Below are 23,619 nucleotides of genomic sequence, written 5' to 3' on the forward strand. Positions count from 1 at the left end.
TATTGCTTAGTGGCTTTGGTGTTTTTTGGTCTTGGGCTAATTTAGGCGGGGCGACTTTTTCGTTCCGTCATTTTTATTAACCAAGGGCAGCAATATGAACGTCATGAACAAATACATACCCGTTAGTATTGGCAGTCGTCCGCAGTGGCTTGAGCGTGCCGATGTTAGCGAGCAACTTAATTATGTTGAACTGGAACAACAGTTGATTGCAAGTCAGGCCGAACTGGATAAACAACTGGGAACACACAGCAGTCTGCAGACCTACGCAAAAAGTATTGCCAGTCAGTTGCTGCAGCTGGAATTTGGCAGCACGCTGGACCCCGACAATCTGATAACTACCAGCCGTTATATCTTCGATGCGGCCGGGCGTCGGGTCATGCAGGAGGACAAACGGTCCCTGACGGATATGCTCCTGTGCGGCCTGCACGAGGAAGGTGTGCGGGGAAGCATCACATTTGAAGGTGAAGACCTTCCTCTCGGATTGAACCAGCAATGGCTGGAGCATTTATTGACCGAGGACGTGCGCGCCGCCTACGGCGCTGCATTCCGGGATCTGTTCCAGCGCAGCGCGGTGCTCACCGCCATGAACAGCATCACCCGGGATCAATTGCAGTTGAGTGCATTTGCCGCGAAGCTCCAGGGGCATCTCGACGACACCAGTCTTCAACGGGTTCAACGTGCTGTGGACGGGGATGCGAGTTTGATCATCGCGCCACTGCAGTTGCGTGATGATACTCGACCACTCCTGGGGCTGGTTGCCATCGCCAGCCGCAGCCCCAGCCAAGACGACTGGCTTCTGTATGCTCCGCAATCGCCTGGCGGGCAGGACTGGTACAAGTTATCGACGCTACGGCAACTGAGCTTCGAAATTGGCGGTTGGACGGAAACTTCCGAGGGGCGAGACTACTTGTTATGGCGCTCCCACGCATTGGATCGCGAGGCAATCGGCGGTTATCTGAAACAGGTCAATCTGCCAAATCTATGGCGAGGTGTGGCACTCGCGCCGACCCCTTACACGGGGGCAGAAGTACTGAATACCCTTGTTTATAACCATCGGGCCTGGCTGGTGGCTCAAGAAGAACACCACACGCCCTATGGTTATCGCACCGCTACAAATCAGCAGCGCCAGAACTTTACCCGGATGACTTGCGAACTTCGGGCACTGAAAACAATTGAAGTGCGAGAGGGCGGATTTGTCAGCTACGAGCGTTTTTGCCACCAGCTGATCAAACGACAGATTGAAGAAGTGCTCTTGTCCAGAGGTGAACAAGTTGCTGTCAACCCTGACCGGATTTTTGTGGAAATCGAACGTGGCCAACAGATGACACTGACCCGGCTGATTGCCGACGAAGTGCATTTTTACTCTGATAACGCCGATAGAGACGGCTACCCGCGTTTCACGGTGGCGACGGACCATCCACCCATCAACCAACTCTCCATTCACCACGTTGCTGGATGGTCGAGAACGCTGCGTCCGGGCGAGAAGTACATCGACATGTTGCGTGCAACCTACATCGACCGCTCCAATGGCTACTACAAGCAGCAGTTATACAAGGGGATCATGCAGCGCCAGATGCGCGTGGCAGTCACGCAGGCGCTGTTTACCGGTCGGTTGGTGAAGCAACACGTCGATGAACTTTTGAAGGTTGTTGAGGCGTTCAATCATCCGCAAGCGACCAGCCCGGTGGGCGAGGCGCCTGACCAGGTGCGCCACAGTGCGCTGTACAAACTTCATCTGAAGGGACGTTTAGTCGTCGGGGTGTTTGTCTTCAGGGTGCATGTTGACGGGAAGATCGAGGAATATCTGTATACGCCGGATGCACCGGACGGCTGCGAACTACGGCCGTTCAAGGACTTCGTGAGCGCGGTGAAAACCCGCGGCCTTGGTGACTATTTTTACGATCGGGTATATGGGAAGTACCAGCCGCAGGTCGGTACTTATCTGACGGATCTAGAGGAGGTTGCCAACTTCACCGAGGTGCCGACACTGGAGCGTAACAGTCGGATCACGGATTTGTACTGGTGCTATTACGACGTGGTGACCAAGGTCATTTCTGATGTCGACGAAAAGACGCAAAGCCTTGAAGAGATTATCACCGGCCTGGTGTACAACGCCGTCGTATCGGCGGTGAGCGTCATTGCCATTGTCTACGCCCCCGTCGGTATCGCATTGAGTGTCGCCTTGCTGGCTCAGAATCTGGTGCAAGGCGTTCACGCCTATACCGAGGGTAATCGGTCCAAAGCCCTGAGTCATTTCGTGAAGGCGGTGATTGAGTTGGCGGCCTTGGGCAAGGCAGGTCTGGGAAAGTCGGGTGCTACTGCAGTGCAGAAAAGCCTGATCGGATTGCTGGGGGATGTGTACACCGTGGAAAAACTGTTTGCTGAAATATCCGGGCAGCCCCGATTACATGAGCGGGCGCTGGAGGTCATTCAGGAAGTTCTCGACGACCCTGAGAGCATCACCAGTAAAACCACCATCCGCTAATGGCAATGGCTGATCGCCGATGTCCTGCCGGGCTCAGCGACTGACATCATCGGCCTGATACCCCATCCGCCAACTCACGGCCCGTGTCGCCGTCAGCAAACGCTGCGCCGCCGGGCCGTTCTCGTCGGCGTGAAACAATGAGGCCGGGCCGACAATGGTCATGACCGCTGCCACGTTCCCGATGGCGTTGAAGACCGGTGCCGACAATGCATCGACCCCGGGCATCAGCAAACCATGCACATGGTGCAGGCCGCGTTCGCGAATCTGTTCGCACAATGCCGAGTATGTCTGGTCATCCGCCAGAGCATGGAGGCTGCCGGTTTGCAGTTCCTGCGCGCGCAAGTCGACGGTTTCCCGTTTCGGCAGAAAAGCACCGAACACCAGCCCGGTAGATGAACTGAGCAACGGCAACACCGACCCCAATTGCGTCACCACCGTCACCGCGCGCACGGCGGGTTCGATGTGCACCACGGTCGCACCCTGATTGCCCCACACCGCCAGAAAGCAGGTTTCGTTCAGTTCATCGCGCAGCTCGGCCAAGGGCAGGGCGCCGACTTTCAGCACGTCCATACTGTTGAGTGCCGCCAGCCCCACGCGCAATGCTTCACGGCCCAGGCCGTAGTGGTTGGTGGCGGTGTTTTGTTCGGCAAATCCGCTGGCGATCAGCGCCTGCAAATAGCGGTGAACCTTGCTCGCCGGCATCTGCACGTGTTCAGCCAGGCGCGAAAGCGAGGTCGAGGGCGACAACTCGGCCAAGGCCTTGAGAATGTCGGTGCCGACCTCGGCCGAGCGGACTTTTTGCTTGTCGTTGTTGCGCGGCGTTTCCATGGAGGCAGTCTGATCCCGGGACGAATGGGCATCTTTATAGCTTGACGGTCAATACCAATCAAATTACGTTATGCGTAATCAAATTACGATAAAAATAACCCGGGCGTGCCGAACCTCTGCAATAGAGTGACAGGTCATCGCCTTCTCCCTGTTCAGGAGGCTCCATGAACCCTGATTCAACCGCGCCAGCGCTGGCTTATCAGTCTGGCTTCGGCAACGAGTTCAGCAGTGAAGCGTTGCCCGGCGCATTGCCCGTTGGCCAGAACTCCCCGCAAAAAGCCCCCTATGGCCTCTACACTGAATTGTTCTCCGGCACCGCGTTCACCATGGCCCGCAGTGAAGCGCGGCGTACCTGGATGTACCGCATTCAGCCCTCGGCCAATCACCCGGCGTTCGTCAAACTGGATCGGCAACTGGCTGGCGGCCCCTTGGGTGAAGTAACCCCCAACCGCCTGCGCTGGAACCCGTTGGACATTCCGACCGAGCCGACAGACTTCATCGACGGTCTGGTGAGCATGGCCGCCAACTCAGGTGCGGAAAAACCGGCCGGAATCAGCATCCATAGCTACCGCGCCAACCGTTCCATGGAGCGCGTGTTCTTCAACGCCGACGGCGAATTGCTGCTGGTGCCGGAGCTCGGCCGTTTGCGCATCGCCACCGAACTCGGCGTGCTGGAGCTTGCGCCGCTGGAAATCGCCGTGCTGCCACGCGGGCTGAAATTTCGCGTCGAACTGCTCGACCCGCAAGCCCGCGGTTACATCGCCGAGAACCACGGTGCACCGCTGCGTCTGCCAGACCTGGGGCCGATCGGCAGCAATGGCCTGGCCAACCCGCGAGACTTCCTGACGCCGGTTGCGCACTACGAAAACCTCAAACAACCGACCACGCTGGTGCAGAAATTCCTTGGCCAGTTGTGGGGCTGCGAGCTGGATCATTCACCGCTCAACGTCGTCGCCTGGCACGGCAATAACGTGCCGTACAAATATGACCTGCGCCGTTTCAACACCATCGGCACGGTCAGTTTCGATCATCCGGACCCGTCGATTTTCACCGTCCTCACGTCGCCAACCAGTGTGCATGGCCTGGCCAATCTGGATTTCGTGATCTTCCCGCCACGCTGGATGGTCGCCGAGAAAACCTTCCGTCCCCCTTGGTTCCACCGCAACCTGATGAACGAATTCATGGGGCTGATCAAAGGCGAGTACGACGCCAAGGCCGAAGGCTTCGTGCCCGGCGGTGCGTCCTTGCACAGTTGCATGAGCGCTCATGGCCCTGATGGCGAAACCTGCACCAAGGCGATCAACGCGGAACTGGCACCGGCGAAAATCGACAACACCATGGCCTTCATGTTCGAGACCAGCCAGGTATTACGCCCGAGCCGTTTCGCACTGGATTGCCCGCAACTGCAAACTAATTACGATGCCTGCTGGGCCACGTTGCCCGCCACTTTCGACCCGACCCGGAGATAACCCATGACTCAGACAACCATCACTCGTAGCTGGGTTGCCTCCGCCAATGGCCATGCCGATTTCCCGCTGCAAAACCTGCCCTTGGGTGTGTTCAGCGTAAACGGCTCTGCCCCGCGCAGCGGCGTGGCGATTGGCGAGCATATTTTTGATCTGGAGGCGGCGCTGGAAGCGGGCCTGTTCGATGGCGCCGCTCGTACCGCTGTTGAAGCGACCCGTGGCGGTCAGTTGAATGCGTTCTTCGAGCTGGGCCGCGATGCTCGTGTTGCCCTGCGTGAGCGCTTGATCGAACTGTTCAAAGAAGGCAGCACCCTGCACGGCAAGATCGAAGCCCAGGGCGCAAAACTGCTGCCATTGGCGGCTGATTGCGTGATGCATCTGCCGGCAAAAATCAACGATTACACCGACTTCTACGTCGGCATCGAGCACGCGCAAAACGTCGGCAAACTGTTCCGCCCCGACAACCCGCTGCTGCCGAACTACAAGTACGTGCCCATCGGCTACCACGGTCGCGCTTCGACCATCCGTCCGTCCGGCACCGACGTTCGCCGTCCGAAAGGGCAGACCTTGCCGGCCGGTCAGACCGAGCCGACGTTTGGTCCGTGCGCACGTCTGGATTACGAACTGGAACTGGGCATCTGGATTGGTCAGGGCAACGAGATGGGTGACTCGATCGCCATCGGTGACGCCGCCGATCACATCGCCGGTTTCTGCTTGTTGAACGATTGGTCGGCGCGTGACATTCAGGCTTGGGAATACCAGCCATTGGGGCCATTCCTGTCGAAAAGTTTTATCACCAGCATCTCGCCATGGGTCGTCACCGCCGAAGCGCTGGAACCGTTCCGTCGCGCCCAGCCTGCCCGCCCTGAAGGCGATCCGCAGCCGCTGCCGTACCTGTTCGACAAGCGCGATCAAGCCGCGGGCGGTTTCGACATCGAACTGGAAGTGTTGCTGCTCACCGAAGGCCTGCGCGAGCAAAACCTGCCGGCCCATCGTCTGACGCTCAGCAATACCCAACACATGTACTGGACCGTGGCGCAGATGGTTGCGCACCACAGCGTCAACGGCTGCCAGTTGCAGGCCGGCGACCTGTTCGGTTCGGGCACCTTGTCGGGGCCGGAAAACGGTCAGTTCGGCAGCCTGCTGGAAATCACCGAGGGCGGTAAAAAGCCGATTGAGCTGGCGTCGGGCGAGGTGCGTAAATTCCTGGAAGACGGCGACGAAATCATCCTGCGTGCCCGTTGCAGCCGCGAGGGTTTTGCCTCCATAGGTTTCGGTGAATGCCGCGGCAAAGTACTGCCGGCGCGTTAAGAGGATTGGGTGATGGAACTCTATACCTACTACCGTTCGACCTCGTCTTATCGGGTGCGTATCGCATTGGCGCTCAAGGGCCTGGATTACCAGGCCCTGTCGGTCAATCTGATTGCACCGCCAGGTGGCGAACACCGCCAGCCGGCGTACCTGGGCATCAACCCGCAAGGCCGAGTGCCGGCCTTGCGCACGGATGAAGGCGATCTGTTGATTCAGTCGCCGGCGATCATCGAGTATCTGGAAGAACGTTATCCACAGGTGCCGCTGCTCTCCAAAGACCTCGTCGCCCGCGCTCACGAGCGCGGCGCGGCGGCGGTGATTGGTTGCGACGTGCATCCGCTGCACAACGTCAGCGTGCTCAACAAGCTGCGCCAACTGGGTCATGACGAAGCGCAAGTGGTCGAGTGGATCGGGCACTGGATCAGCCAGGGGCTGGCGACGGTGGAACAGTTGATCGGGGAGTGCGGTTATTGCTTTGGCGACGAACCGGGATTGGCGGATGTCTACCTGATCCCGCAGCTGTACGCGGCCGAGCGATTCAACATCTCCCTTGAGGCGTATCCACGGATTCGCCGGGTGGCGGCGCTGACGGCCACACATCCTGCGTTCATAAAAGCCCACCCGGCCAACCAGCCAGACACTCCATAACGCTAACCACTGAACCCTGTAGGAGCCGGGCTTGCCCGCGATGAACGATAACGCGGTTTACCTGATAAACCGCGTCGCCTGAATCGCGGGCAAGCCCGGCTCCCACAAGGTGCGATGGCAGACATAAATACGGGGCATGCCGAAATCAAAATGTGGGAGCGAGCCTGCTCGCGATAGCGGTCTGACTGTCACTTTAAAGATGTCTGTCCTGCCGTCATCGCGAGCAGGCTCGCTCCCACAGGGTTCAGTGGACGATTGCGTTGGGTGGAAGATGCCCCAGGCGCTCAGTCAGGCGAATCCGCTGGATCGGGTCGTCGCTGAGCAACAGCGCATGCTCCAGGTCAAAGCGTTCGGCATTCGGGCAGTCCAGTCGCTGATAGAGGCTGGCTCTGGCCAGGTAATCGGCGGCGTTGGCGTTGCCCAGCTCCAGCACCCGTTCGGCGTCGATCAGGGCGCCGATGTAGTCATCGTGGGAGAGGTGCAGTTGACGCAGGTTTCGCGACAGGCGTTGCAGCATCTGCACCGGATCAGCCGTCAGTAAATGGTCTGCACTGAGTTTCATGTTCGGGCCGTACTGGCGTTGCAGCAGTTCCCGGCAGTCGTTGGGGTACAACCGACGCCCGCCACAGGGGTCGAGCAAGTGGTCGGCGCCCGGAACCCGCAGCAGGAAATGCCCGGGGAAATTGACCCCGACCAGCGGGATTTCCAGGCGCTTGGCCAACTCCAGCGCAATCAGCCCAAGAGACAGCGGCTGGCCGCGTCGCAGTTCCAGAACTTTATTGAGCAAGGCCACTTGTGGGCGCAGCGGTGTGAAGTCGTCCTGGGCGAACCCCAGGTCATTCATCCGCCGCAACAACGGCTGAGCCAGTTCGCTGACCGGTAACATCGGCAAGCCATAGCTGACCTTCTGTGTCAGGCCGTTGAAGTCGGCCAACACCGCCTCGGTATTCAGCTTGGTATCGTGCTCGGCCGCCATCCACAGCGCCGCTTCGAACAGCGCGGGCGGTGAACGTTGCAGGCAATCGAAGAAGCATTGGCGGGGCGTCATCAAAATCTCCGGCGAATGCCTCGTTTTAGCCCCGTCTCCGGCATTCGTCCAGTGCTGCACACATGCGGTTTCAGGTTATGTCCGAAAGGCTGCAAATTAACGTCGCTTATTCCGGTGCGCTTCTGCAATTTTTAGGCGCAAGCCTATACTGGCGACTACAAGAAGTGATTCGGGAGCCCCACGATGTTCGCTCTCATGCAAAGCACTCGCCTTGAATCGCTACATCTAAGCGTCGACTCGGTCACCGGGTTGAAGGCGGTCATTGCCATTCATAACAGCCGGCTTGGGCCTGCCCTGGGCGGTTGTCGTTACCTTGCCTACCCCAGCGACGAATCGGCGGTCGAGGATGCCATACGCCTTGCGCAAGGCATGAGTTACAAGGCTGCTCTCGCCGGGCTGGCCCAGGGTGGCGGCGTGGCGGTGATTGTTCGCCCGGTTCATGTGGAAAATCGTGCCGCGCTGTTCGAAGCCTTCGGGCGCTGTATTAATCAGCTCGACGGTCGCTATATCACCGCCATCGACAGCGGCACTTCTGTGGCCGATATGGATTGCATCGCCCAGCAGACCCAACACGTCACCAGCACCACATCGGCGGGCGACCCTGCGCCGCATGCCGCCATGGGCGTGTTCACCGGCATTCGAGCGACCGCGATGGCCCGTCTGGGTAGCGATAATCTGGAAGGCCTGCGCGTGGCCATTCAAGGTTTGGGCAATGTCGGTTATGCACTCGCCGAACAACTGCACGCGGCGGGCGCGGAACTGCTGGTCAGCGATATTGACCACGGCAAAGTGCAACTGGCGATGGAGCAACTGGGTGCTCACCCGATTGCCAACGAGGCACTGCTCAGCACTCCATGCGACATCCTCGCGCCGTGCGGTTTGGGGGGCGTGCTCAACAGCCACAGCGTGACGCAACTGCGCTGCTCGGCGGTGGCCGGCTCGGCGAACAATCAACTGACGCACCTGGAAGTCGCCGATCAACTGGAACGTCGGGGCATTCTGTATGCGCCGGATTACGTGATCAATTCGGGCGGGCTGATCTACGTTTCGCTTAAACACCGCGGCGAAGAGCTCACGACTATCACGGCTCACCTGTCGAAAATCGCCTCACGCCTGACCGAAGTCTTCGCCCATGCCCAGGCGGAAAAACGTTCGCCTGCGCGGGTGGCGGACGAATTGGCAGAGAAGGTCTTGTACCGCTGAGTCGTTCTGTTATCCCTGACATGAAAAAGGCCCTGAGTCAGTCGACTCAGGGCCTATTCAATTCGGGCGTTGCTTACTTCGGCGTCTTGGCCGCTTTGGCTGGCTTGGTCGGCTCAGCGGCTTCAATGACCTCGACAGGTTCAGCTTGCTCAACCACTTCAACCGGCGCATTCAGCAGTTCGGACAACGCATCCGGTTGGCTCTTGAATGCCTTGGCGAACACATCGCGGTTTTTCGCCATGTAGATCCCGGCTTCTTCCACTTGCTGCTCGGTCAGGGACGGAACGGCTTTTTGCAACACTTCAGCCAGCAATTCGGCCAGTTCGAGCATTTTGTCATGACGGTCAGCTTCGGCTTTATCCATGAACAAGCGCTCCAGATCTCGGCTGCTGCGGTATACCACTTCGACGGCCATTCACCACCTCACATGCCTTCACATTGGTTGTCTGTTTCGACTACTGTATTTATATACAGCGAAAAGGATAAGCGAATCCCTGCGCTTTGGGTAGTGGCTTTTTAATGTAGACCGAAATTGGCGTTTGTCAGCTAAACCGCGGCGCTCCCTTCGCGAGCAGGCTCGCTCCCACAAGGATCACCGATAACCTGTAGGAGCCGGCGGTGCGACGATTCGACTTGCCCGCGATGGCGTCAGTGAAAACACTACAGAAGTGTCCAGCAACAACCCATCACCATCTCACCCACAGCCTCTGGCCTTTTTTCTGCATGCAGAACAACCGTCACGTCAATCCCGCATCATCCGCTCAAATCGAGCTAAGGAAGCATCATCGTGAAAATCAACTGGGCCGAGAATCTGCGGCAGAACGTGCATCAACTGGCCGAGTCCCTGGGCAACCTGTTCGTCGAGACTTTCCACTACCTGGCGCTGTTCGCCATTGGTGCAGTGACCGCGTGGGCAGCGGTGATGGAATTTCTGGGGATGATCGAAGCAGGACACATCAAGATCGACGACATCTTGCTGCTGTTCATCTACCTGGAATTGGGGGCGATGGTCGGGATTTACTTCAAGACCAATCACATGCCGGTGCGATTCCTGATCTACGTGGCGATCACCGCATTGACGCGGCTGCTGATCTCGAATGTCTCGCACCACAATCCGCCGGATGTCGGGATCATCTACCTGTGCGGCGGGATTCTGCTGCTGGCGTTTTCGATTCTGGTGGTGCGTTACGCCTCGTCGCAATTCCCTTCGGTGAAGATCGAACACCCGCAACGCAAGGTTGGTGCGGGTTCCAGTGAACATCCCGAAGTGGAGAAAGGCGAGCTTTAAAGCCTGATGGCAGGTCGGTGCTGGCCTTTGAGCGGGGGCGGCGGCAGGGATCGATTGTCGCCGTCGGTCATGGCTTCGAGGAGGGTCATGGCACTGTGGCCTTGTTCGATGGCGATGCCGAATTGAATGCTTTGCACCAGCCGATTGAGGCGTTTGGGGTCATTGCGCTGCTCGGCGCTGATCATGCGTTTGGCGACCACGCGGCCGTCGTTGGAGAGGGTCAGCATGATGCTGCCATCCAGACCTTGAATGCTCAGGTTGATCTGGTATTCCGGTGCAAAGGCATCGGTAATAACCTGGAATGGGTTGTCCATGATGCGTCACCGCCTGATTGAACGTGCAGTTATTGACCGGCCATGATCGGGTTGGTTCGCAACTCCAGACTATCGGCAGATCGCTCGCTGAGGTTTCAACAGTCCTTTTGCCTCAGAGGTGACGTAGCAAGGGGCATGCCGCAAAAAATTGTTGAACAACAATCACGGCAAAAAAGCGACGGACGTTGTGGCTAATGCAAACTCACTAAGCCGCACCGCAAACCGTAGCAGCCGGACGCAGGCTTCGCCAGCTGCTATGTATGGACTCGCCCCCACTTTCAACCCGCTTTTGAACACTGCTACCCGGTTGCATCTATGTATAAGGCCTATTCGAGGAAGCCTTCATCGGCTTCTGGCCAACATTGGGTGAGCTCGCGGTATGCCTATTACATTTAGGCCTCAAGGGCCGGTAGCAGCTCAGGCATCTATCCGCGACGGTCTGACCTGGGGTCAATGTTCTTCAGCAAGGGTTGAGGCGGCTCAGCGCCCCGGTGGCAGAACTCTGTCAATGACTCTTGATCAGCCCCTCATCACGGCCTCTGACCAGTGGCCGGTTGGCGATGATAGGTCTGCTCGTTTTGCAGCAGCACCCACATGATGCGCAGGTTGCGGTTGGCCAACCGCACCGCCGCGCCTTTTTGACCGTGACGGCTCAACCAGCGTCGCAGACGCTGGTCATCTGGATGTTCCGAATCTGGCCGCACCTGCCTCAATACAGAGTGCGCACCTTGAATCGCCAAGCTGCGCAGATAGGCATCACCGCGCTTGCACATATTGCCCAGTCGAATCTTTTGCCCGCTGCTGTGCTGTTCGGGCACCGTGCCGAAATAGGCGGCGAACTGGCGCGCGTTGGCAAAGCGTTCAGGCTCAGTCTGTTTGGCTAGCATCGCCGTGGAGAAGATCGGGCCGACCCCCCGTATCGTCATCAACCGTTTCGCCGTCTCGTCCGCGCGAGCACTGGCTTCCAGGCGCCCCGTCAGCACGTTGATGTGTTCGCCCAGTTGGCCCCACTCAGCCAGTATTTCGTCGATCAGCTCGCGCAACATATCCGGCAGCGGCTGGCTGGGGTCTTCCAGTACCCGTGGCACATCTCGGCTGAGGGCCATCTCGCCCTGCGCCAAGGCAATGCCGTGTTCCAGCAGCAAGCCACGCATCTGGTTACCCAAGGCCGTGTGCCGTCGCACGCATCCCTGCCGGACGCGGTGCAGCGCTTGCATCGCTAACGCCGACTCACTCTTGACCGGTACGGCTGCAATTTTTTGGTCTCGGCCTGCACGTAATATCGCCAGCACATCGTTGCGGTCATTCTTCGCTCCGCTACGGTGTTCGGCCACACGTTGTGCAGGCAGTATCCGCACTGGATTGCCTTGCGCCTGTAACAGCCGTGCCCACGCTTGCGCGCCCGGCCCGGTCTCCATCAGTACCGTCACATCCGCCGACAACTGGCGCAGGAACACGTGAAAAGCTTCACGAGACTTGATCCGTTGCTCGTGGACCACCTGGCCAAGGGAATTTTCCCCCGCGACCTGAAACACATTCTTCGCAAGATCCACCGCTACTGTCGTGCACGCCGCAAGATCGGCTGGCGACAAGGATTTGTTTATCGTCGTATGCTTGCTCATGGCCTCGCCCTCGCTGTCGTTGGCTTTCATAGAATGCCACCGTGGCGCGAAGACGCCTCGGCTTGGGCGAGTCCATTCAATTACAAAGTGCGATTGCGCCTGCCCGTTTCAGGGCATGAATGAAGAGATGATCGCAGACAGTGCAATCAGCACTCCACCCAGCTCACCGCCAGGCCGCCCCGTGAAGTCTCTTTGTATTTGTCATGCATGTCGGCGCCGGTATCGCGCATGGTGCGGATCACCCGGTCCAGGGAAATGAAGTGTTTACCGTCGCCGCGCAGGGCCATTTGCGTGGCGTTGATCGCCTTCACAGCGGCAATCGCATTACGCTCGATGCAAGGCACTTGCACCAGGCCGCCGACCGGGTCGCAGGTCAGGCCGAGGTTGTGCTCCAGGCCGATTTCGGCAGCGTTTTCCAATTGCTCTGGGGTAGCGCCGAGCACGTCGGCCAGACCGGCGGCGGCCATCGCGCAGGCCGAACCGACTTCGCCCTGGCAACCGACTTCAGCGCCAGAGATCGAGGCGTTTTTCTTGCACAGAATGCCGACCGCCGCCGCACCCAGAAAGAACGCAACCACGTCATCGTCCGACGCGTCCGGATTGAATTTCATGTAGTAATGCAGCACCGCCGGAATGATCCCCGCCGCACCGTTGGTCGGTGCCGTGACCATACGCCCGCCCGCCGCGTTTTCCTCGTTCACAGCGAGGGCGAACAGGTTGACCCACTCCATGGCCGACAGGGTGGATGTGATGACATTCGGCTTACCGATTTCCAGCAGGCTGCGGTGCAGTTTTGCGGCGCGACGCGGCACGTTCAGGCCGCCCGGCAGGATGCCTTCGTGGCGCAGACCTTGTTCGACACACTCGCGCATCACCGACCAGATGTGCAGCAAGCCCTGGCGGATCTCGGCTTCGCTGCGCCAGGCCAATTCGTTGGCCATCATCAATTCAGAAACCCGCAGGCCGTGCTGATTGCAGAGTCGCAGCAATTCGGCAGCGCTGGAGAAATCATACGGCAGCACTACATCGCTGGCGGGCGCGATGCCGGACTCGGCTTGCGCCGCTTCGACGATAAAACCGCCGCCGATCGAGTAGTACGTTTGCTCGTAGAGTTCGCCGGTTTCGCCAAAGGCTGTCAGAGACATCGCGTTGGGGTGGTAGGGCAGGCTCTCGTCCAGCAGCAGGAGATCACGCTGCCAGTTGAAGGCGATCGTCGTTTTGCCAGCCAGGGACAATTCACCGGTTTCGCGCAGGGTCTGGATGCGGCTGTCGATAGACGTGGGGTCGATGCTGTCCGGCCATTCGCCCATCAGGCCCATGACACAAGCGCGGTCGGTCGCGTGGCCGACACCGGTGGCGGAAAGTGAGCCATACAGGCGGATTTCCACCCGGCGTACGGCGTCGAGCAAACCTTGGTCCATCAATGCCTGGGCGAAGGTCGCAGCGGCGCGCATCGGGCCGACGGTGTGGGAACTGGACGGACCGATGCCGACTTTGAAGAGATCGAAAACACTGATAGCCATGCTAAAGCCTATACACGCAATGGGAGAGAAATCGCTGCCATTTTTGTAGGACAAGCGCAATCTCGGTGATACTGACAACCTCGGTCCTACGTGACCAACGAAACTTCCTAAGACAGCCTTTAGCAGGACTAAACGATGAGCCGTCAATTGCATGCCCAGACCTATGTCTGGCTGCACGTGTTTTCCTGTGCCGCGCGGCACTTGTCGTTCACCCGTTGCGCCGAAGAACTGCACATCACGCCGGGGGCGGTCAGTCAGCAGATTCGGCAGTTGGAAGAGCGTTTGGGCTTTCGCCTGTTTCACCGTCGTGCCCGGGGCGTGGAGCTGAGCGCTGAAGGCCAGCGCCTGGCCATTACGGTCAACGAGGCTTACGGCAGCATCGATGCAGAGTTGCGTCGTCTCGACGCCGGAATGATCAGCGGAATTTTGCGAGTACGCTCGATTCCGTCTTTCCTGAGCAAATGGCTGACCCCGCGCCTGCCACGCTTGCAGCAGCGCTTTCCGGACATTCAGTTGCGTCTGGTGGCCGAGGACAGCAGCGTGCCGCTGCATGAGGGCGACTTCGATTTGGCCATCGACCTGAACGATGGCAGCTACCCCGGCCTGTTATCCACAGCCTTGCTCGACGAGCAGATCTTCCCGGTCTGTGCCCCAAGCCTGCTACGAGGCCGACCGCCGCTACATGGTCCGGCGGACCTGATGCATTTCCCGTTGTTGCACGACATCACCGCCTGGCGCGGCAGCTATGAATACGCGGAATGGGAGTTCTATCTCGATGCCATTGGCTTCGAGGGTGCTGACGTGCGACGCGGGCATACCTTCAATCGCAATCACCTGACCATCGAAGCGGCCATTGCCGGGATGGGCGTGGCGATTGCACGCCGCACGTTGCTCAACGATGAGCTGGAACGGGGGGCATTGATCGTGCCGTTCGGGTTGGCGGTGCCCAATCACAAGCGCTACATGTTGCTGTATGCGCCGGGGGCTTTGAGCCATCCGGGTGTGCGCGCGGTGCATGACTGGCTGGTGGAGGAGGCGGGGATCTTTCGAAGTTTGCACCCGCTGGCAGAGCAACAGATGTGAGCAATTGTGACAAAGAAGCGAGCGGACCCAACTCCCGACCTTAGCAGCGCTTTTGCTCGTTGTCCGGGTTTTTTTGCTAAACCATATTTATCTTTTTTTAGGGGTTGAAATGTTCTGCGCACAGACCGATTGTGTAAGTAAGAGGTCACGGTGACGACGCCCAAGGGCTAGCCGAAGGGCCTCTCGCGAGCTAGCTGAAATAAGGGATGAACTATGCAAATCCAAGTCAACAGCGATAACCATATTCAAAGCAGCATCCGACTGGAGGAGTGGGTACGTACTACCATTGAGAGCACGCTCGAACGTTATGAAGAGGACCTGACCCGCGTCGAGGTTCACCTGCGGGACGAAAACGGCGACAAGCCCGGACCGCACGACATGCGCTGCCAGCTGGAAGCGCGGCCAAAAGGCCACCAACCGATTTCTGTCACCCATAAAGCCGCTAACCTGGAACTGGCGATCGACGGTGCGGCCGAAAAACTCGAACATGCACTGGAACACCTGTTCGGCAAACTGCGGGGCAAACCACGTGCCGCGGTGGTGCCGTTCGAGCGAGCCGCAGCCGATGCGCTGCTGGAAGACGAGTTTCTCGAGAACGAACAGGCTGCACAGAACGGCTGACGTCGATTCACTTTTATCTTTCCACCACTGACAACGGGCCTGCTGATGCAGGCCCGTTCTTGTTTCAGGGTTTGCAGATCTGAGTGTGCTCTGATCGAAGACCGCGTCATCGTTCATCGCGGGCAAGTCGAATCGTCGCACCGCCGGCTCCCACAGGATCACGCTGTACCTGTGGGAGCGGCGGTGCGACGATTCGACTTGCCCGCGATGGCGTCCTTACAAGCACCGACTATCTTGAGGATTAGCGCAAAAACGCCTGCCGATACTCCCCAGGCGTTCCCCCCAAAGCCTGCCGAAACCGATTGGTGAAATGACTGGCACTGGCAAACCCGCACGCCAATGCAATTTCCCCCAACGGCTGCGACGTCAAACGCAATAGCTCCTGCGCCCGGCTCAGTCTGCGTGCCAGTACATATTGATGCGGCGGCAAGCCAAAACTCTCCCTGAACATCCGCGCAAAGTGGTACTCCGACAGCGCGCACAACGCAGCCAACTGTCCAAGGCTGATGGCTTCGGCCAACTGGGTATCGATGAAGTCCACCAACTGCCGCCGTTGATGCGCCGCCAATCCACCCTTGAGCCGCAATCCCTCGCGCATGCCGACTTGGCCAAGCAACACGTGGCTGAGCATTTCGTGGGCCAGGCTGCTGGTCAGCAAGCGTTCGCCGGGTTCATCCCAGTTGAGGGTGAGCATGTGCCGAAAGCGTCGCGCTTGCGCCGGATCGTCGAGAAAGGTCCCTTCGCGCAATTGCAGTTCGCGCGGTTCGCGGTCCAGCAGCGTGACGCAGCCGAGGGCGAATTGTTCGGGGCTGAAATACAGGTGGGCCAGGCGAATGTCGCCGTTGATCACCCAGCCCGATTGATGCTCGGCGGGCAGGATGCACAGCTTGTCCGGGCCGCCCTTGGTGCCGGGCTGGTCGCGGCGGAAGGTGCCGGTGCCGCCGGCGATGTAACACGACAGCGTGTGATGGCTCGGCGCTTCGTAGTCCTGGGCGTCGTGATGGTTGCTCCACAAGGCAGCAGCCATGCCGTCACCGAGCTCGGCGCTGTGCTCCAGGCGAGCATTGGGCGAGCGGTTCAGGGCTTGAAAGACTTGTAGCGTTTCCAGTGCGGGCATGATCGGTTCTCTCCAACGCTTTGCATCCTACTCCGTAGACGTTGGCCTGCCAGCCTCTGCGCAGACAAAAGCGCAAGTTTATGCAAGTGCGAAAAGGTGCGGCGCAGGACACTGAGCCTCTATTGAGGAGTGTTTGCCATGAACCTGTCGTTGTACTTGCTGACTGTGCTGATCTGGGGCACCACCTGGATTGCCTTGAAATGGCAGCTGGGCGTGGTGGCGATTCCAGTATCGATTGTCTATCGCTTCGGTCTCGCGGCGCTGGTGCTGTTTGCCCTGCTGCTGTTGAGTCGGCGCCTGCAAGTGATGAACCGTCGCGGGCATTTGATCTGCCTGGCGCAAGGGTTGTGCCTGTTCTGCGTCAACTTCATGTGCTTCCTGACCGCCAGCCAGTGGATTCCCAGCGGCCTGGTCGCCGTGGTGTTTTCCACCGCTACCCTGTGGAACGCGCTGAATGCGCGGGTGTTCTTCGGCCAGAAAATTGCCCGCAATGTGCTGATGGGCGGCGCTCTGGGCTTGTTCGGGCTTGGTCTGTTGTTCTGGCCTGAACTGGCCGGACACACCGCCAGCCCGCAAACGTTGCTCGGCCTGGGCCTGGCGCTGCTCGGAACCCTGTGCTTCTCGGCGGGCAACATGCTGTCGAGCCTGCAACAGAAGGCCGGGCTGAAGCCGCTGACCACCAACGCCTGGGGCATGGCCTATGGCGCGGCAATGTTGTCGGTGTGGTGCCTGGTCAAAGGCATTCCGTTCGACATCGAATGGAGTTCGCGTTACATCGGCTCACTGCTGTACCTGGTCATTCCGGGCTCGGTGATTGGTTTCACCGCTTACCTGACACTGGTCGGTCGCATGGGGCCCGAGCGCGCGGCGTATTGCACCGTGTTGTTCCCGGTGGTGGCGCTGAACGTCTCGGCGTTTGTCGAAGGCTATCAATGGACCGCACCGGCACTAGTGGGTTTGGTGCTGGTGATGCTCGGCAATGTCCTGGTGTTTCGTAAGCCCAAGGCGCCGATGGCGCAAGGCACTGGCAAGCTCGCTTGAAAGGCTTGGGACGAGCGTTGAGGCCACTCAGCGCTCGGTCCTGAGGGCTACGAATATCAGCAACGGAAGTATGAAATCGACAATATGCCGAGCCCAGTCCTTGGCGTTCCAGACTTGTGATGCATCCATGTTGAACCATTCGACGCCGATCACTTGCAAACAGATGTAATAGACAAATATGGCGATCAGTAATCCGATTATGGAAAATTTTTTGGCCTCATGGAAAACCTCGGCAGGCGCGTTTATGTTCCGGTAAAGGTGATAGGCGCCTACCAGACAAAAAGCCGTATAGATAACTTCCAGGGTAATAATGAACCAGTAGATCCGGTGGTGGAGCATGGGCGAGGTGATGGCCCTGTAGCTCAGGTTGAGGTTTTCCCGAGTGGTGTCCATGCTCAGGATATGACCGACATATTCATAGTTGGATGAGTAGTCGGTGAAGTTGCTGTACATAACCAAAAGACCAAAAAAGCTTATATAAGCCATTAGTGAGAACTTGCAGTATCTGATGGTTTTGTCGGTGGTGAGGTTGTTCAAGATTAATGTACTCCATTACTGTTTTTCCGTGGGTCGGATAAGTAGTCTGGAGTGTATAACGCTTAACTTTTTTTCGTCGCTGGACTGAATTGCAAGTTGTGTAACAAACGGGCAGATACGTTAAAAGTATCTGCCCGTTTTAGTTAGCCTTTCCAGACTTGCGGGTTGACCAGATCTTGCGGTCGCTCGCCCAGCAAGGCGCTGCGCAGGTTGGCCAACGCGCGATTGGCCATGGCTTCACGGGTTTCGTGAGTGGCAGAACCGATATGCGGCAATGTCACCGCATTTTTCAGTTGGAACAGCGGCGACTCGGCCAGCGGTTCTTTTTCGTAGACGTCCAGACCGGCGCCGCGAATGCGGTTGTTTTGCAGCGCTTCGATCAGGGCCGGTTCGTCGACGACCGGGCCGCGCGCAATGTTGATCAGGATGGCGCTTGGCTTCATCAGTGCCAGTTCGCGGTGGCTGATCAGGTGTTTGGTTTTTTCGCTGAGCGGCACGACCAGGCAGACGAAATCGGCTTCGGCCAGCAGTTGATCCAGCGTGCGGAACTGCGCGCCGAGTTCTTGTTCCAGCTCGGTCTTGCGGCTGTTGCCGCTGTAAATGATCGGCATGTTGAAGCCCAAACGACCCCGGCGGGCAATGGCCGCGCCGATGTTGCCCATGCCGACAATGCCCAGGGTTTTGCCGTGTACATCGGTGCCGAATAACGGTGTGCCGACGGTGGCTTGCCATTGGCCGGCCTTGGTCCAGGCGTCCAGCTCGGCAACGCGACGGGCGCTGCTCATCAGCAGGGAGAAGGCCAGGTCGGCGGTGCTTTCGGTAAGCACGTCGGGAGTGTTGGTGAGCATGATCCCGCGTTCGTTGAAGTAGGCAACATCGTAGTTGTCGTAGCCGACCGAGACGCTGGAGACCACTTCCAGTTTGGCGGCGTTTTCCAATTGCGCGCGACCGAGTTTGCGACCGACACCGATCAAGCCGTGGGCGTGGGGTAGGGCTTCGTTGAATTGGGCATTGATGTCGCCGTTTTTCGGGTTCGGCACGATCACGTCGAAGTCTTGTTGCAGGCGTTCAACCATTTCAGGGGTGACGCGGCTGAAGGCGAGGACGGTCTTTTTCATGGGAGGAGGGCTCGTCGGGCGTGGAGAATGCCAAGCACGCTAACATTCTTCCCGGCTGTTGTGCGAGTGCCCGGACATTGGAGTTACCCCTATTCAAACTGTGGGAGCCGGGCTTGCCCGCGATAGAGGAGTGTCAGTCAACATCAATGTTGAATGGTAAACCGCCATCGCGGGCAAGCCCGGCTCCCACATAGATCAGCGGTGTGGCGTGGGTTTTGGTAGTTCGAGGTTATCGAGCATTCGGTTCGCCGCCAGTTCGGCGAGCATGACGATTTGTTGGATGGCCATGGCGGTGTTGCGGTGCGGGCCTTCCAGATAACCGGCGAAATCACTGGCCATCACACTGGCCTGGGCCAGCGATTCACAGGTGTGGGCCAAGAGGTCTTCGTCTCTGAGATCGGGTGCAAGCATGAACATCGTGCTTGGCTTGCGGGCCACGGGGGATTTGAGCGCTGAGGGATTGAGGTAGTGATTCAGCGCGCGTTCGGCGGCATCGTGGAATTTTTTGGAATCGATGGATTCGTAGGGGGAAACGTCGTCGGTTTCCGGAGGGTTCGGTGTTTCTTTAATCATGCGGAAGTTACTCATTGGCAGATGAAGTGGAACTGCCATCTTTCGTTTTCCAGACGAAAGGGGTGGCAGCCATGCGCGGACTGGAAAAACCGGTACACCCACCAAAAACCGGTAGACCCGAAGGTCTCCCGCGCACAGCCGCCATAACAAGGATTTGCGTGCAGAAAAAAGCGCCGCAGTATGCCATGGGGTGTGGTAAGTGTTCGCCAAGTTTTCCAGACCTGATCGCTGATTTTGCAGCGACCCACAAAGCCTACCCATTTCCCGTCCGACCCAACAACCGACAGAACTCGTCGGAATCCTTCCCCAAAATCAGCGCGTCTGTAGGACCGTGAAATCAGTTCGCCAGCCGAACGTCTCCCGGCTTTCCGGGCCGTTGTCGGCCCACTTGGCCGGCGAGGCGTAAGCGATGCTAATGGCGATGCCCAGACCCGAAGGGACACGAATCCCGTCGGCGGGAGGAGACGAGTGCTTTTCCGATGATTTTTTGTGGGTTGGTTTTTTTTGCACGCTCATGTGTTCTAACATCCTGGCCACGACCTATTTACGTGGTCGAGTACTTTGGGAAACGTCTGATTGTTTTCTATAAAGAGCGTCAGCATGGTGCTGCCTCTGAACACTGATAGGGAAGTCAAAAATGTCCGGCAAGCCTGCTGCGCGAAAGACCGATTCCGTGAGCTGTCCCCGCTGCGGTGGAACAGCCATCGAATTCGGGTCACCCAATGTATTTTTTGATGGTCTGCCCGCTGCTCGGGTAACCGACTGCACCACCTGCGGCAGTGTCTTGACCATGGGCGCCATGTCCTCGGTACAGATCAATGGCCAGGCCGCGCTGGTCACCGGCTCGCAAGGTACGCATGGCGACACCATTACGGGTGGGTCATCGAGCATCATCATCGGGAACAACTTCACGCCTGCGCCTGTTTCCCTGGTTAGTCCGATGCCTGCGCATTTGGTGGAGCCTTCCAGTTACCAGCCCTCGGTTATTGCACCTACCCCCTCGCCTGCGCCGACCGTTGCTGCTGACGACTTGGTTTTAGAGGAGGAAGAAGAGGAAGAGGAGCTGGATGAAGAGAAGCCGGTGGGTATCACGCTGCGGATCGGCGTGTTCTTTGATGGGACGTTGAACAATGCCAATAACGGTGAGATGGGACTGCTCTGTGGTGCTGTCCACCCCATCAAGCCCGACGATTTGGACGCCAGTTGTAAACCTTATATGTCCGACTCGGACAGCAGTTATGCAAATGATGAGTCGAACATCAAAAAACTGAGCGACTTGTATTTTGCCCCTCCCGATATCCTGGATGATGGAGAGTTGCATCTAAGATTTGAATCAGTCTATGTGGATGGTATAGGTACATCATCCGGTCAAGCCGATAGTATGCTTGGGGCCGGGATGGGGCGCGGCGCGATGGGCGTCACTGCGAAAGTAGAGGAGGCATTTAAAAAAATCGGGCGAACTATCTATGACTTTTCCCAAAGCTATCCCGATTCAAAGATCATTAACTTAACATTCGATACGTTTGGCTTCAGCCGAGGTGCAGCGGCTGCGCGACATTTTTCCAATGAAGTCGCGCTGGGACAGAATGGTGCGCTGGGCGATATCTCCAAGATATTTCGTGGGGCTTTCCACCAAACCTGTAACGTCGAATATCAGCACGACGTCCAAATGGGTTTTATCGGCTTGTTCGATACCGTACCGTCGGTAGGCGGCTTGGCCAATCTGGGCTATGTGCGCAGCCAAACACAACCGGGGCTCAAACTGTACCTGCCACGCAGCCTGTTTCCCAATGTCGTCCAATTGACAGCCCGGGACGAAATCCGCGCCAACTTCGCCTTGACCCGAGTCAAACCCGATCACCTGGAAATCACACTGCCTGGTGTCCACTCGGACCTTGGCGGCGGCTACTTCCCTGAATCCGAAGAGAACCTGCTGATCAGTCCGATGCAGGCGCTGGATGTCCCCGTCACGACGGACGTGAAATACACCTCGATCTACCGCGATGCGCAACAGGTGAAGGCCCAGTGGGAGGCCAAAGGTTGGCCGTCCGAAATGCTGACGGTCGTGACACCCTATGTTCGAGGCTTGCCTCCCTCCCAGCAAGACCGCTTGAACCCAACCAAGCGGGTCTACGCGGCGTTGCAGCTCAAGCGCCCGGTACGAGGTGAGTTGTCGCGGGTTTACCTGCGAGTCATGTACGCACTGGCCAAGGAACGGGGAGTGAGGTTTAAGCCCCTAGATGAGCAGTACCCGTCGTACACCATCCCATCTGAGCTGCAGGCACTGTGTGACCGCTTTGTCGCGGGTGACTACAGTACAACTCGCCCCGAAGAGCAACTGCTCAAATTGCAGTACATTCACACCTCGGCCAACTGGAATCCACCGACAATCTTGCAAGGTTCAATACCTCGAACCAGCGCAGGCTTACTCTACTTTAATGCCCCAACAACGGATGGGATCCGCGTACAGCATCCCCATATACTCGACTAGGAGTCACGAATATGCGAACACTATGGATCTTGTTGGGGGTTCTGCTGGTGAGCGGTTGCCAAGCTTCAGGTCAGTCCAGGGGACGTTCAGATCCCGATGCAGGGCCGTGGGCGTTGGGTTTTGTCACGCCTTATGCCATGGAAGCCTGGGTTGAGGAGGCAGCCACTATTGACACCCATGGGACTTTTTACCGCCGAATCGGCAGTGGCGTGGCTTCCGGCGGACGGAAAAATGGCATGCCGGGGGCCAACGGTTGGCTGGTAACCGGTGGCGGCACCGAGAGGGATGTAAGGGACGCCAAGCTTCCGGTACGCATCTATGTCCGCTGGCAATCACTGGCCGAGCCGCAAACCTATCAGGGCTGGTTTGAAATTCCGGAAGATGCGAGGCAGGTCATGCGTAATGCGTTGACCAAGGAGTGCACAAGCGTTCCTGAAGCAGCTTTTTTAGACCCGCTCGCGTCTGTACGGATAGGAGTTGCCCCGGGCGGTGTGGTGCAAGTTTGGGCATTGGATGAGTGCCGACGAGCAATCAAGGTTGCACACTACCAGGCCGAGATTGAACCCAAGGGACCTGGTTTAGGACTCTCCCATGGAAGTTATTTCCCTTTGGAAGAAGTTTCCAAACGCTATGTCGAAAAATACGGTATCCCCTACGGAAGCTGGTGAATAACCATAAAAACAGCCCGCCAACTGGCGGGCTGTTTTCTATCTGGCGCAGGGCTTCAAGCTCTAGGCGAAATAACTCAATGCTCAATGCGGGAGCCAATGCCCATCTGGTACACCCTCCAAAACTGTGGGAGTGAGCCTGCTCGCAATAGCGGTGTGTCAGTCGACATCAATTTTGAATGTACGACCGCTATCGCGAGCAGGCTCACTCCTACAGGGGATTGGCTTCTGCCGGGGGATCAGCGGTGTGGCGTGGTTTTGGGTAGTTCGAGGTTATCGAGCATTCGGTTCGCCGCCAGTTCGGCGAGCATGACGATTTGTTGGATGGCCATGGCGGTGTTGCGGTGCGGGCCTTCCAGATAGCCGGCAAAATCGCTGGCCATCACACTGGCCTGGGCCAGCGATTCACAGGTGTGGGCCAAGAGGTCTTCGTCTCTGAGATCGGGTGCAAGCATGAACATCGTGCTTGGCTTGCGGGCCACGGGGGATTTGAGCGCTGAGGGATTGAGGTAGTGATTCAGCGCGCGTTCGGCGGCGTCGTGGAATTTTTTTGAATCAACGGATTCGTAGGGGGAAACGTCGTCGGTTTCCGGAGGATTCGGAGTGTCTTTAATCATTGGCAAAAAGATCCTTA

At 58.1% G+C, this 23,619-nt stretch carries 22 protein-coding genes and 1 pseudogene; 11 read left to right on the forward strand and 12 right to left on the reverse strand.

The window, feature by feature from the left end; genetic code table 11:
• Positions 1-94 precede the first annotated feature (94 nt).
• Entirely contained in the window at positions 95-2,485 is a 2,391-nt protein-coding gene (locus ACWGZX_RS19055) for a dermonecrotic toxin domain-containing protein (RefSeq protein WP_452624996.1), read from the forward strand.
• Between the two features lie 33 nt (positions 2,486-2,518).
• Here the strand turns inward: ACWGZX_RS19055 and ACWGZX_RS19060 are convergent, their stop codons facing one another.
• Positions 2,519-3,313 carry an IclR family transcriptional regulator gene (locus ACWGZX_RS19060; RefSeq protein WP_452624997.1) on the reverse strand — a complete coding sequence of 265 codons (795 nt, stop codon included), beginning with the start codon at positions 3,311-3,313 and terminating at the stop codon, positions 2,519-2,521.
• 164 nt (positions 3,314-3,477) lie between these two features.
• Between ACWGZX_RS19060 and hmgA the strand changes: the two genes are divergently transcribed.
• Genes hmgA through maiA form a run of 3 tightly spaced genes read left to right on the forward strand, consistent with a single transcriptional unit; the run spans position 3,478 to position 6,738 of the window.
• Complete coding sequence (hmgA, locus tag ACWGZX_RS19065) at positions 3,478-4,782, forward strand: homogentisate 1,2-dioxygenase (RefSeq protein ID WP_452624998.1); 1,305 nt, start codon at positions 3,478-3,480, stop codon at positions 4,780-4,782.
• A 3-nt stretch (positions 4,783-4,785) separates the two neighbouring features.
• Positions 4,786-6,090 carry a fumarylacetoacetase gene (gene fahA / locus ACWGZX_RS19070; protein WP_452624999.1) on the forward strand — a complete coding sequence of 435 codons (1,305 nt, stop codon included), beginning with the start codon at positions 4,786-4,788 and terminating at the stop codon, positions 6,088-6,090.
• 12 nt (positions 6,091-6,102) lie between these two features.
• Entirely contained in the window at positions 6,103-6,738 is a 636-nt protein-coding gene (gene maiA, locus ACWGZX_RS19075) for a maleylacetoacetate isomerase (protein ID WP_452625000.1), read from the forward strand.
• 244 nt (positions 6,739-6,982) lie between these two features.
• On the opposite strand, the gene ACWGZX_RS19080 is transcribed toward maiA, so the two are convergent.
• Positions 6,983-7,786, reverse strand: a complete 804-nt coding sequence (locus ACWGZX_RS19080) for a SirB1 family protein (RefSeq protein ID WP_452625001.1) — start codon at positions 7,784-7,786, stop codon at positions 6,983-6,985.
• A gap of 183 nt (positions 7,787-7,969) precedes the next feature.
• On the opposite strand from ACWGZX_RS19080, the gene ACWGZX_RS19085 reads away from it, so the two are divergent.
• Positions 7,970-8,989 (forward strand): Glu/Leu/Phe/Val dehydrogenase family protein, encoded by a 1,020-nt coding sequence (locus ACWGZX_RS19085; protein WP_223516616.1) that lies wholly within the window; start codon positions 7,970-7,972, stop codon positions 8,987-8,989.
• A gap of 175 nt (positions 8,990-9,164) precedes the next feature.
• Here the strand turns inward: ACWGZX_RS19085 and ACWGZX_RS19090 are convergent.
• Positions 9,165-9,404 (reverse strand): annotated as a pseudogene (locus tag ACWGZX_RS19090) (YebG family protein); the annotation flags it as partial.
• A 372-nt stretch (positions 9,405-9,776) separates the two neighbouring features.
• Between ACWGZX_RS19090 and ACWGZX_RS19095 the strand changes: the two are divergent.
• Positions 9,777-10,277 carry a phosphate-starvation-inducible protein PsiE gene (locus tag ACWGZX_RS19095; RefSeq protein ID WP_223516618.1) on the forward strand — a complete coding sequence of 167 codons (501 nt, stop codon included), beginning with the start codon at positions 9,777-9,779 and terminating at the stop codon, positions 10,275-10,277.
• On the opposite strand, the gene ACWGZX_RS19100 is transcribed toward ACWGZX_RS19095, so the two are convergent.
• From ACWGZX_RS19100 to ACWGZX_RS19110, 3 genes are all read right to left on the reverse strand, one after another.
• A complete protein-coding gene (locus ACWGZX_RS19100) occupies positions 10,274-10,591 on the reverse strand; it encodes a DUF3509 domain-containing protein (RefSeq protein WP_452625002.1) in 318 nt (105 codons plus the stop codon). The two genes, ACWGZX_RS19095 and ACWGZX_RS19100, sit on opposite strands and share 4 nt — an antisense overlap.
• Positions 10,592-11,121: 530 nt before the next feature.
• Positions 11,122-12,213: an IS110 family transposase gene (locus ACWGZX_RS19105; RefSeq protein ID WP_452629004.1), complete on the reverse strand. Its 1,092-nt coding sequence runs from the start codon at positions 12,211-12,213 to the stop codon at positions 11,122-11,124.
• A 146-nt stretch (positions 12,214-12,359) separates the two neighbouring features.
• Entirely contained in the window at positions 12,360-13,736 is a 1,377-nt protein-coding gene (locus ACWGZX_RS19110; protein WP_452625003.1) for an L-serine ammonia-lyase, read from the reverse strand.
• Positions 13,737-13,871: 135 nt separating this feature from the next.
• On the opposite strand from ACWGZX_RS19110, the gene ACWGZX_RS19115 reads away from it, so the two are divergent.
• Both ACWGZX_RS19115 and ACWGZX_RS19120 read left to right on the forward strand, forming a co-directional pair.
• The gene (locus tag ACWGZX_RS19115) at positions 13,872-14,819 is read left to right on the forward strand and encodes a LysR substrate-binding domain-containing protein (protein ID WP_452625004.1); all 948 of its coding nucleotides are present in this window, start codon (positions 13,872-13,874) and stop codon (positions 14,817-14,819) included.
• A gap of 213 nt (positions 14,820-15,032) precedes the next feature.
• Positions 15,033-15,440, forward strand: a complete 408-nt coding sequence (locus ACWGZX_RS19120) for an HPF/RaiA family ribosome-associated protein (RefSeq protein ID WP_452625005.1) — start codon at positions 15,033-15,035, stop codon at positions 15,438-15,440.
• Between the two features lie 241 nt (positions 15,441-15,681).
• Here ACWGZX_RS19120 and ACWGZX_RS19125 read toward each other — a convergent pair whose 3' ends face one another.
• Positions 15,682-16,557 (reverse strand): helix-turn-helix domain-containing protein, encoded by an 876-nt coding sequence (locus ACWGZX_RS19125; protein ID WP_452625006.1) that lies wholly within the window; start codon positions 16,555-16,557, stop codon positions 15,682-15,684.
• A gap of 138 nt (positions 16,558-16,695) precedes the next feature.
• On the opposite strand from ACWGZX_RS19125, the gene ACWGZX_RS19130 reads away from it, so the two are divergent.
• Complete coding sequence (locus ACWGZX_RS19130; RefSeq protein ID WP_223516632.1) at positions 16,696-17,598, forward strand: DMT family transporter; 903 nt, start codon at positions 16,696-16,698, stop codon at positions 17,596-17,598.
• Positions 17,599-17,625: 27 nt separating this feature from the next.
• On the opposite strand, the gene ACWGZX_RS19135 is transcribed toward ACWGZX_RS19130, so the two are convergent.
• From ACWGZX_RS19135 to ACWGZX_RS19150, 4 genes are all read right to left on the reverse strand, one after another.
• Complete coding sequence (locus ACWGZX_RS19135; RefSeq protein ID WP_452625007.1) at positions 17,626-18,135, reverse strand: DUF2165 family protein; 510 nt, start codon at positions 18,133-18,135, stop codon at positions 17,626-17,628.
• A 143-nt stretch (positions 18,136-18,278) separates the two neighbouring features.
• The gene (locus tag ACWGZX_RS19140) at positions 18,279-19,253 is read right to left on the reverse strand and encodes a 2-hydroxyacid dehydrogenase (protein WP_452625008.1); all 975 of its coding nucleotides are present in this window, start codon (positions 19,251-19,253) and stop codon (positions 18,279-18,281) included.
• Positions 19,254-19,448: 195 nt separating this feature from the next.
• A complete protein-coding gene (locus ACWGZX_RS19145) occupies positions 19,449-19,826 on the reverse strand; it encodes a DUF6124 family protein (protein WP_452629034.1) in 378 nt (125 codons plus the stop codon).
• 312 nt (positions 19,827-20,138) lie between these two features.
• A complete protein-coding gene (locus ACWGZX_RS19150) occupies positions 20,139-20,342 on the reverse strand; it encodes a hypothetical protein (RefSeq protein WP_452625009.1) in 204 nt (67 codons plus the stop codon).
• Between the two features lie 121 nt (positions 20,343-20,463).
• Here ACWGZX_RS19150 and ACWGZX_RS19155 point away from each other — a divergent pair, with 121 nt between their 5' ends.
• Both ACWGZX_RS19155 and ACWGZX_RS19160 read left to right on the forward strand, forming a co-directional pair.
• Positions 20,464-22,317, forward strand: coding sequence for a PAAR domain-containing protein (locus ACWGZX_RS19155; RefSeq protein ID WP_452625010.1), 1,854 nt, complete (start codon positions 20,464-20,466; stop codon positions 22,315-22,317).
• Positions 22,318-22,328: 11 nt separating this feature from the next.
• On the forward strand, positions 22,329-22,985 hold the full coding sequence (locus ACWGZX_RS19160; protein WP_452625011.1) for a DUF2931 family protein: 657 nt from the start codon (positions 22,329-22,331) through the stop codon (positions 22,983-22,985).
• Between the two features lie 239 nt (positions 22,986-23,224).
• On the opposite strand, the gene ACWGZX_RS19165 is transcribed toward ACWGZX_RS19160, so the two are convergent.
• A complete protein-coding gene (locus tag ACWGZX_RS19165; RefSeq protein WP_452625012.1) occupies positions 23,225-23,602 on the reverse strand; it encodes a DUF6124 family protein in 378 nt (125 codons plus the stop codon).
• Between the last annotated feature and the right edge of the window lie 17 nt (positions 23,603-23,619).

The organism is Pseudomonas sp. CLCA07 (assembly GCF_053615335.1).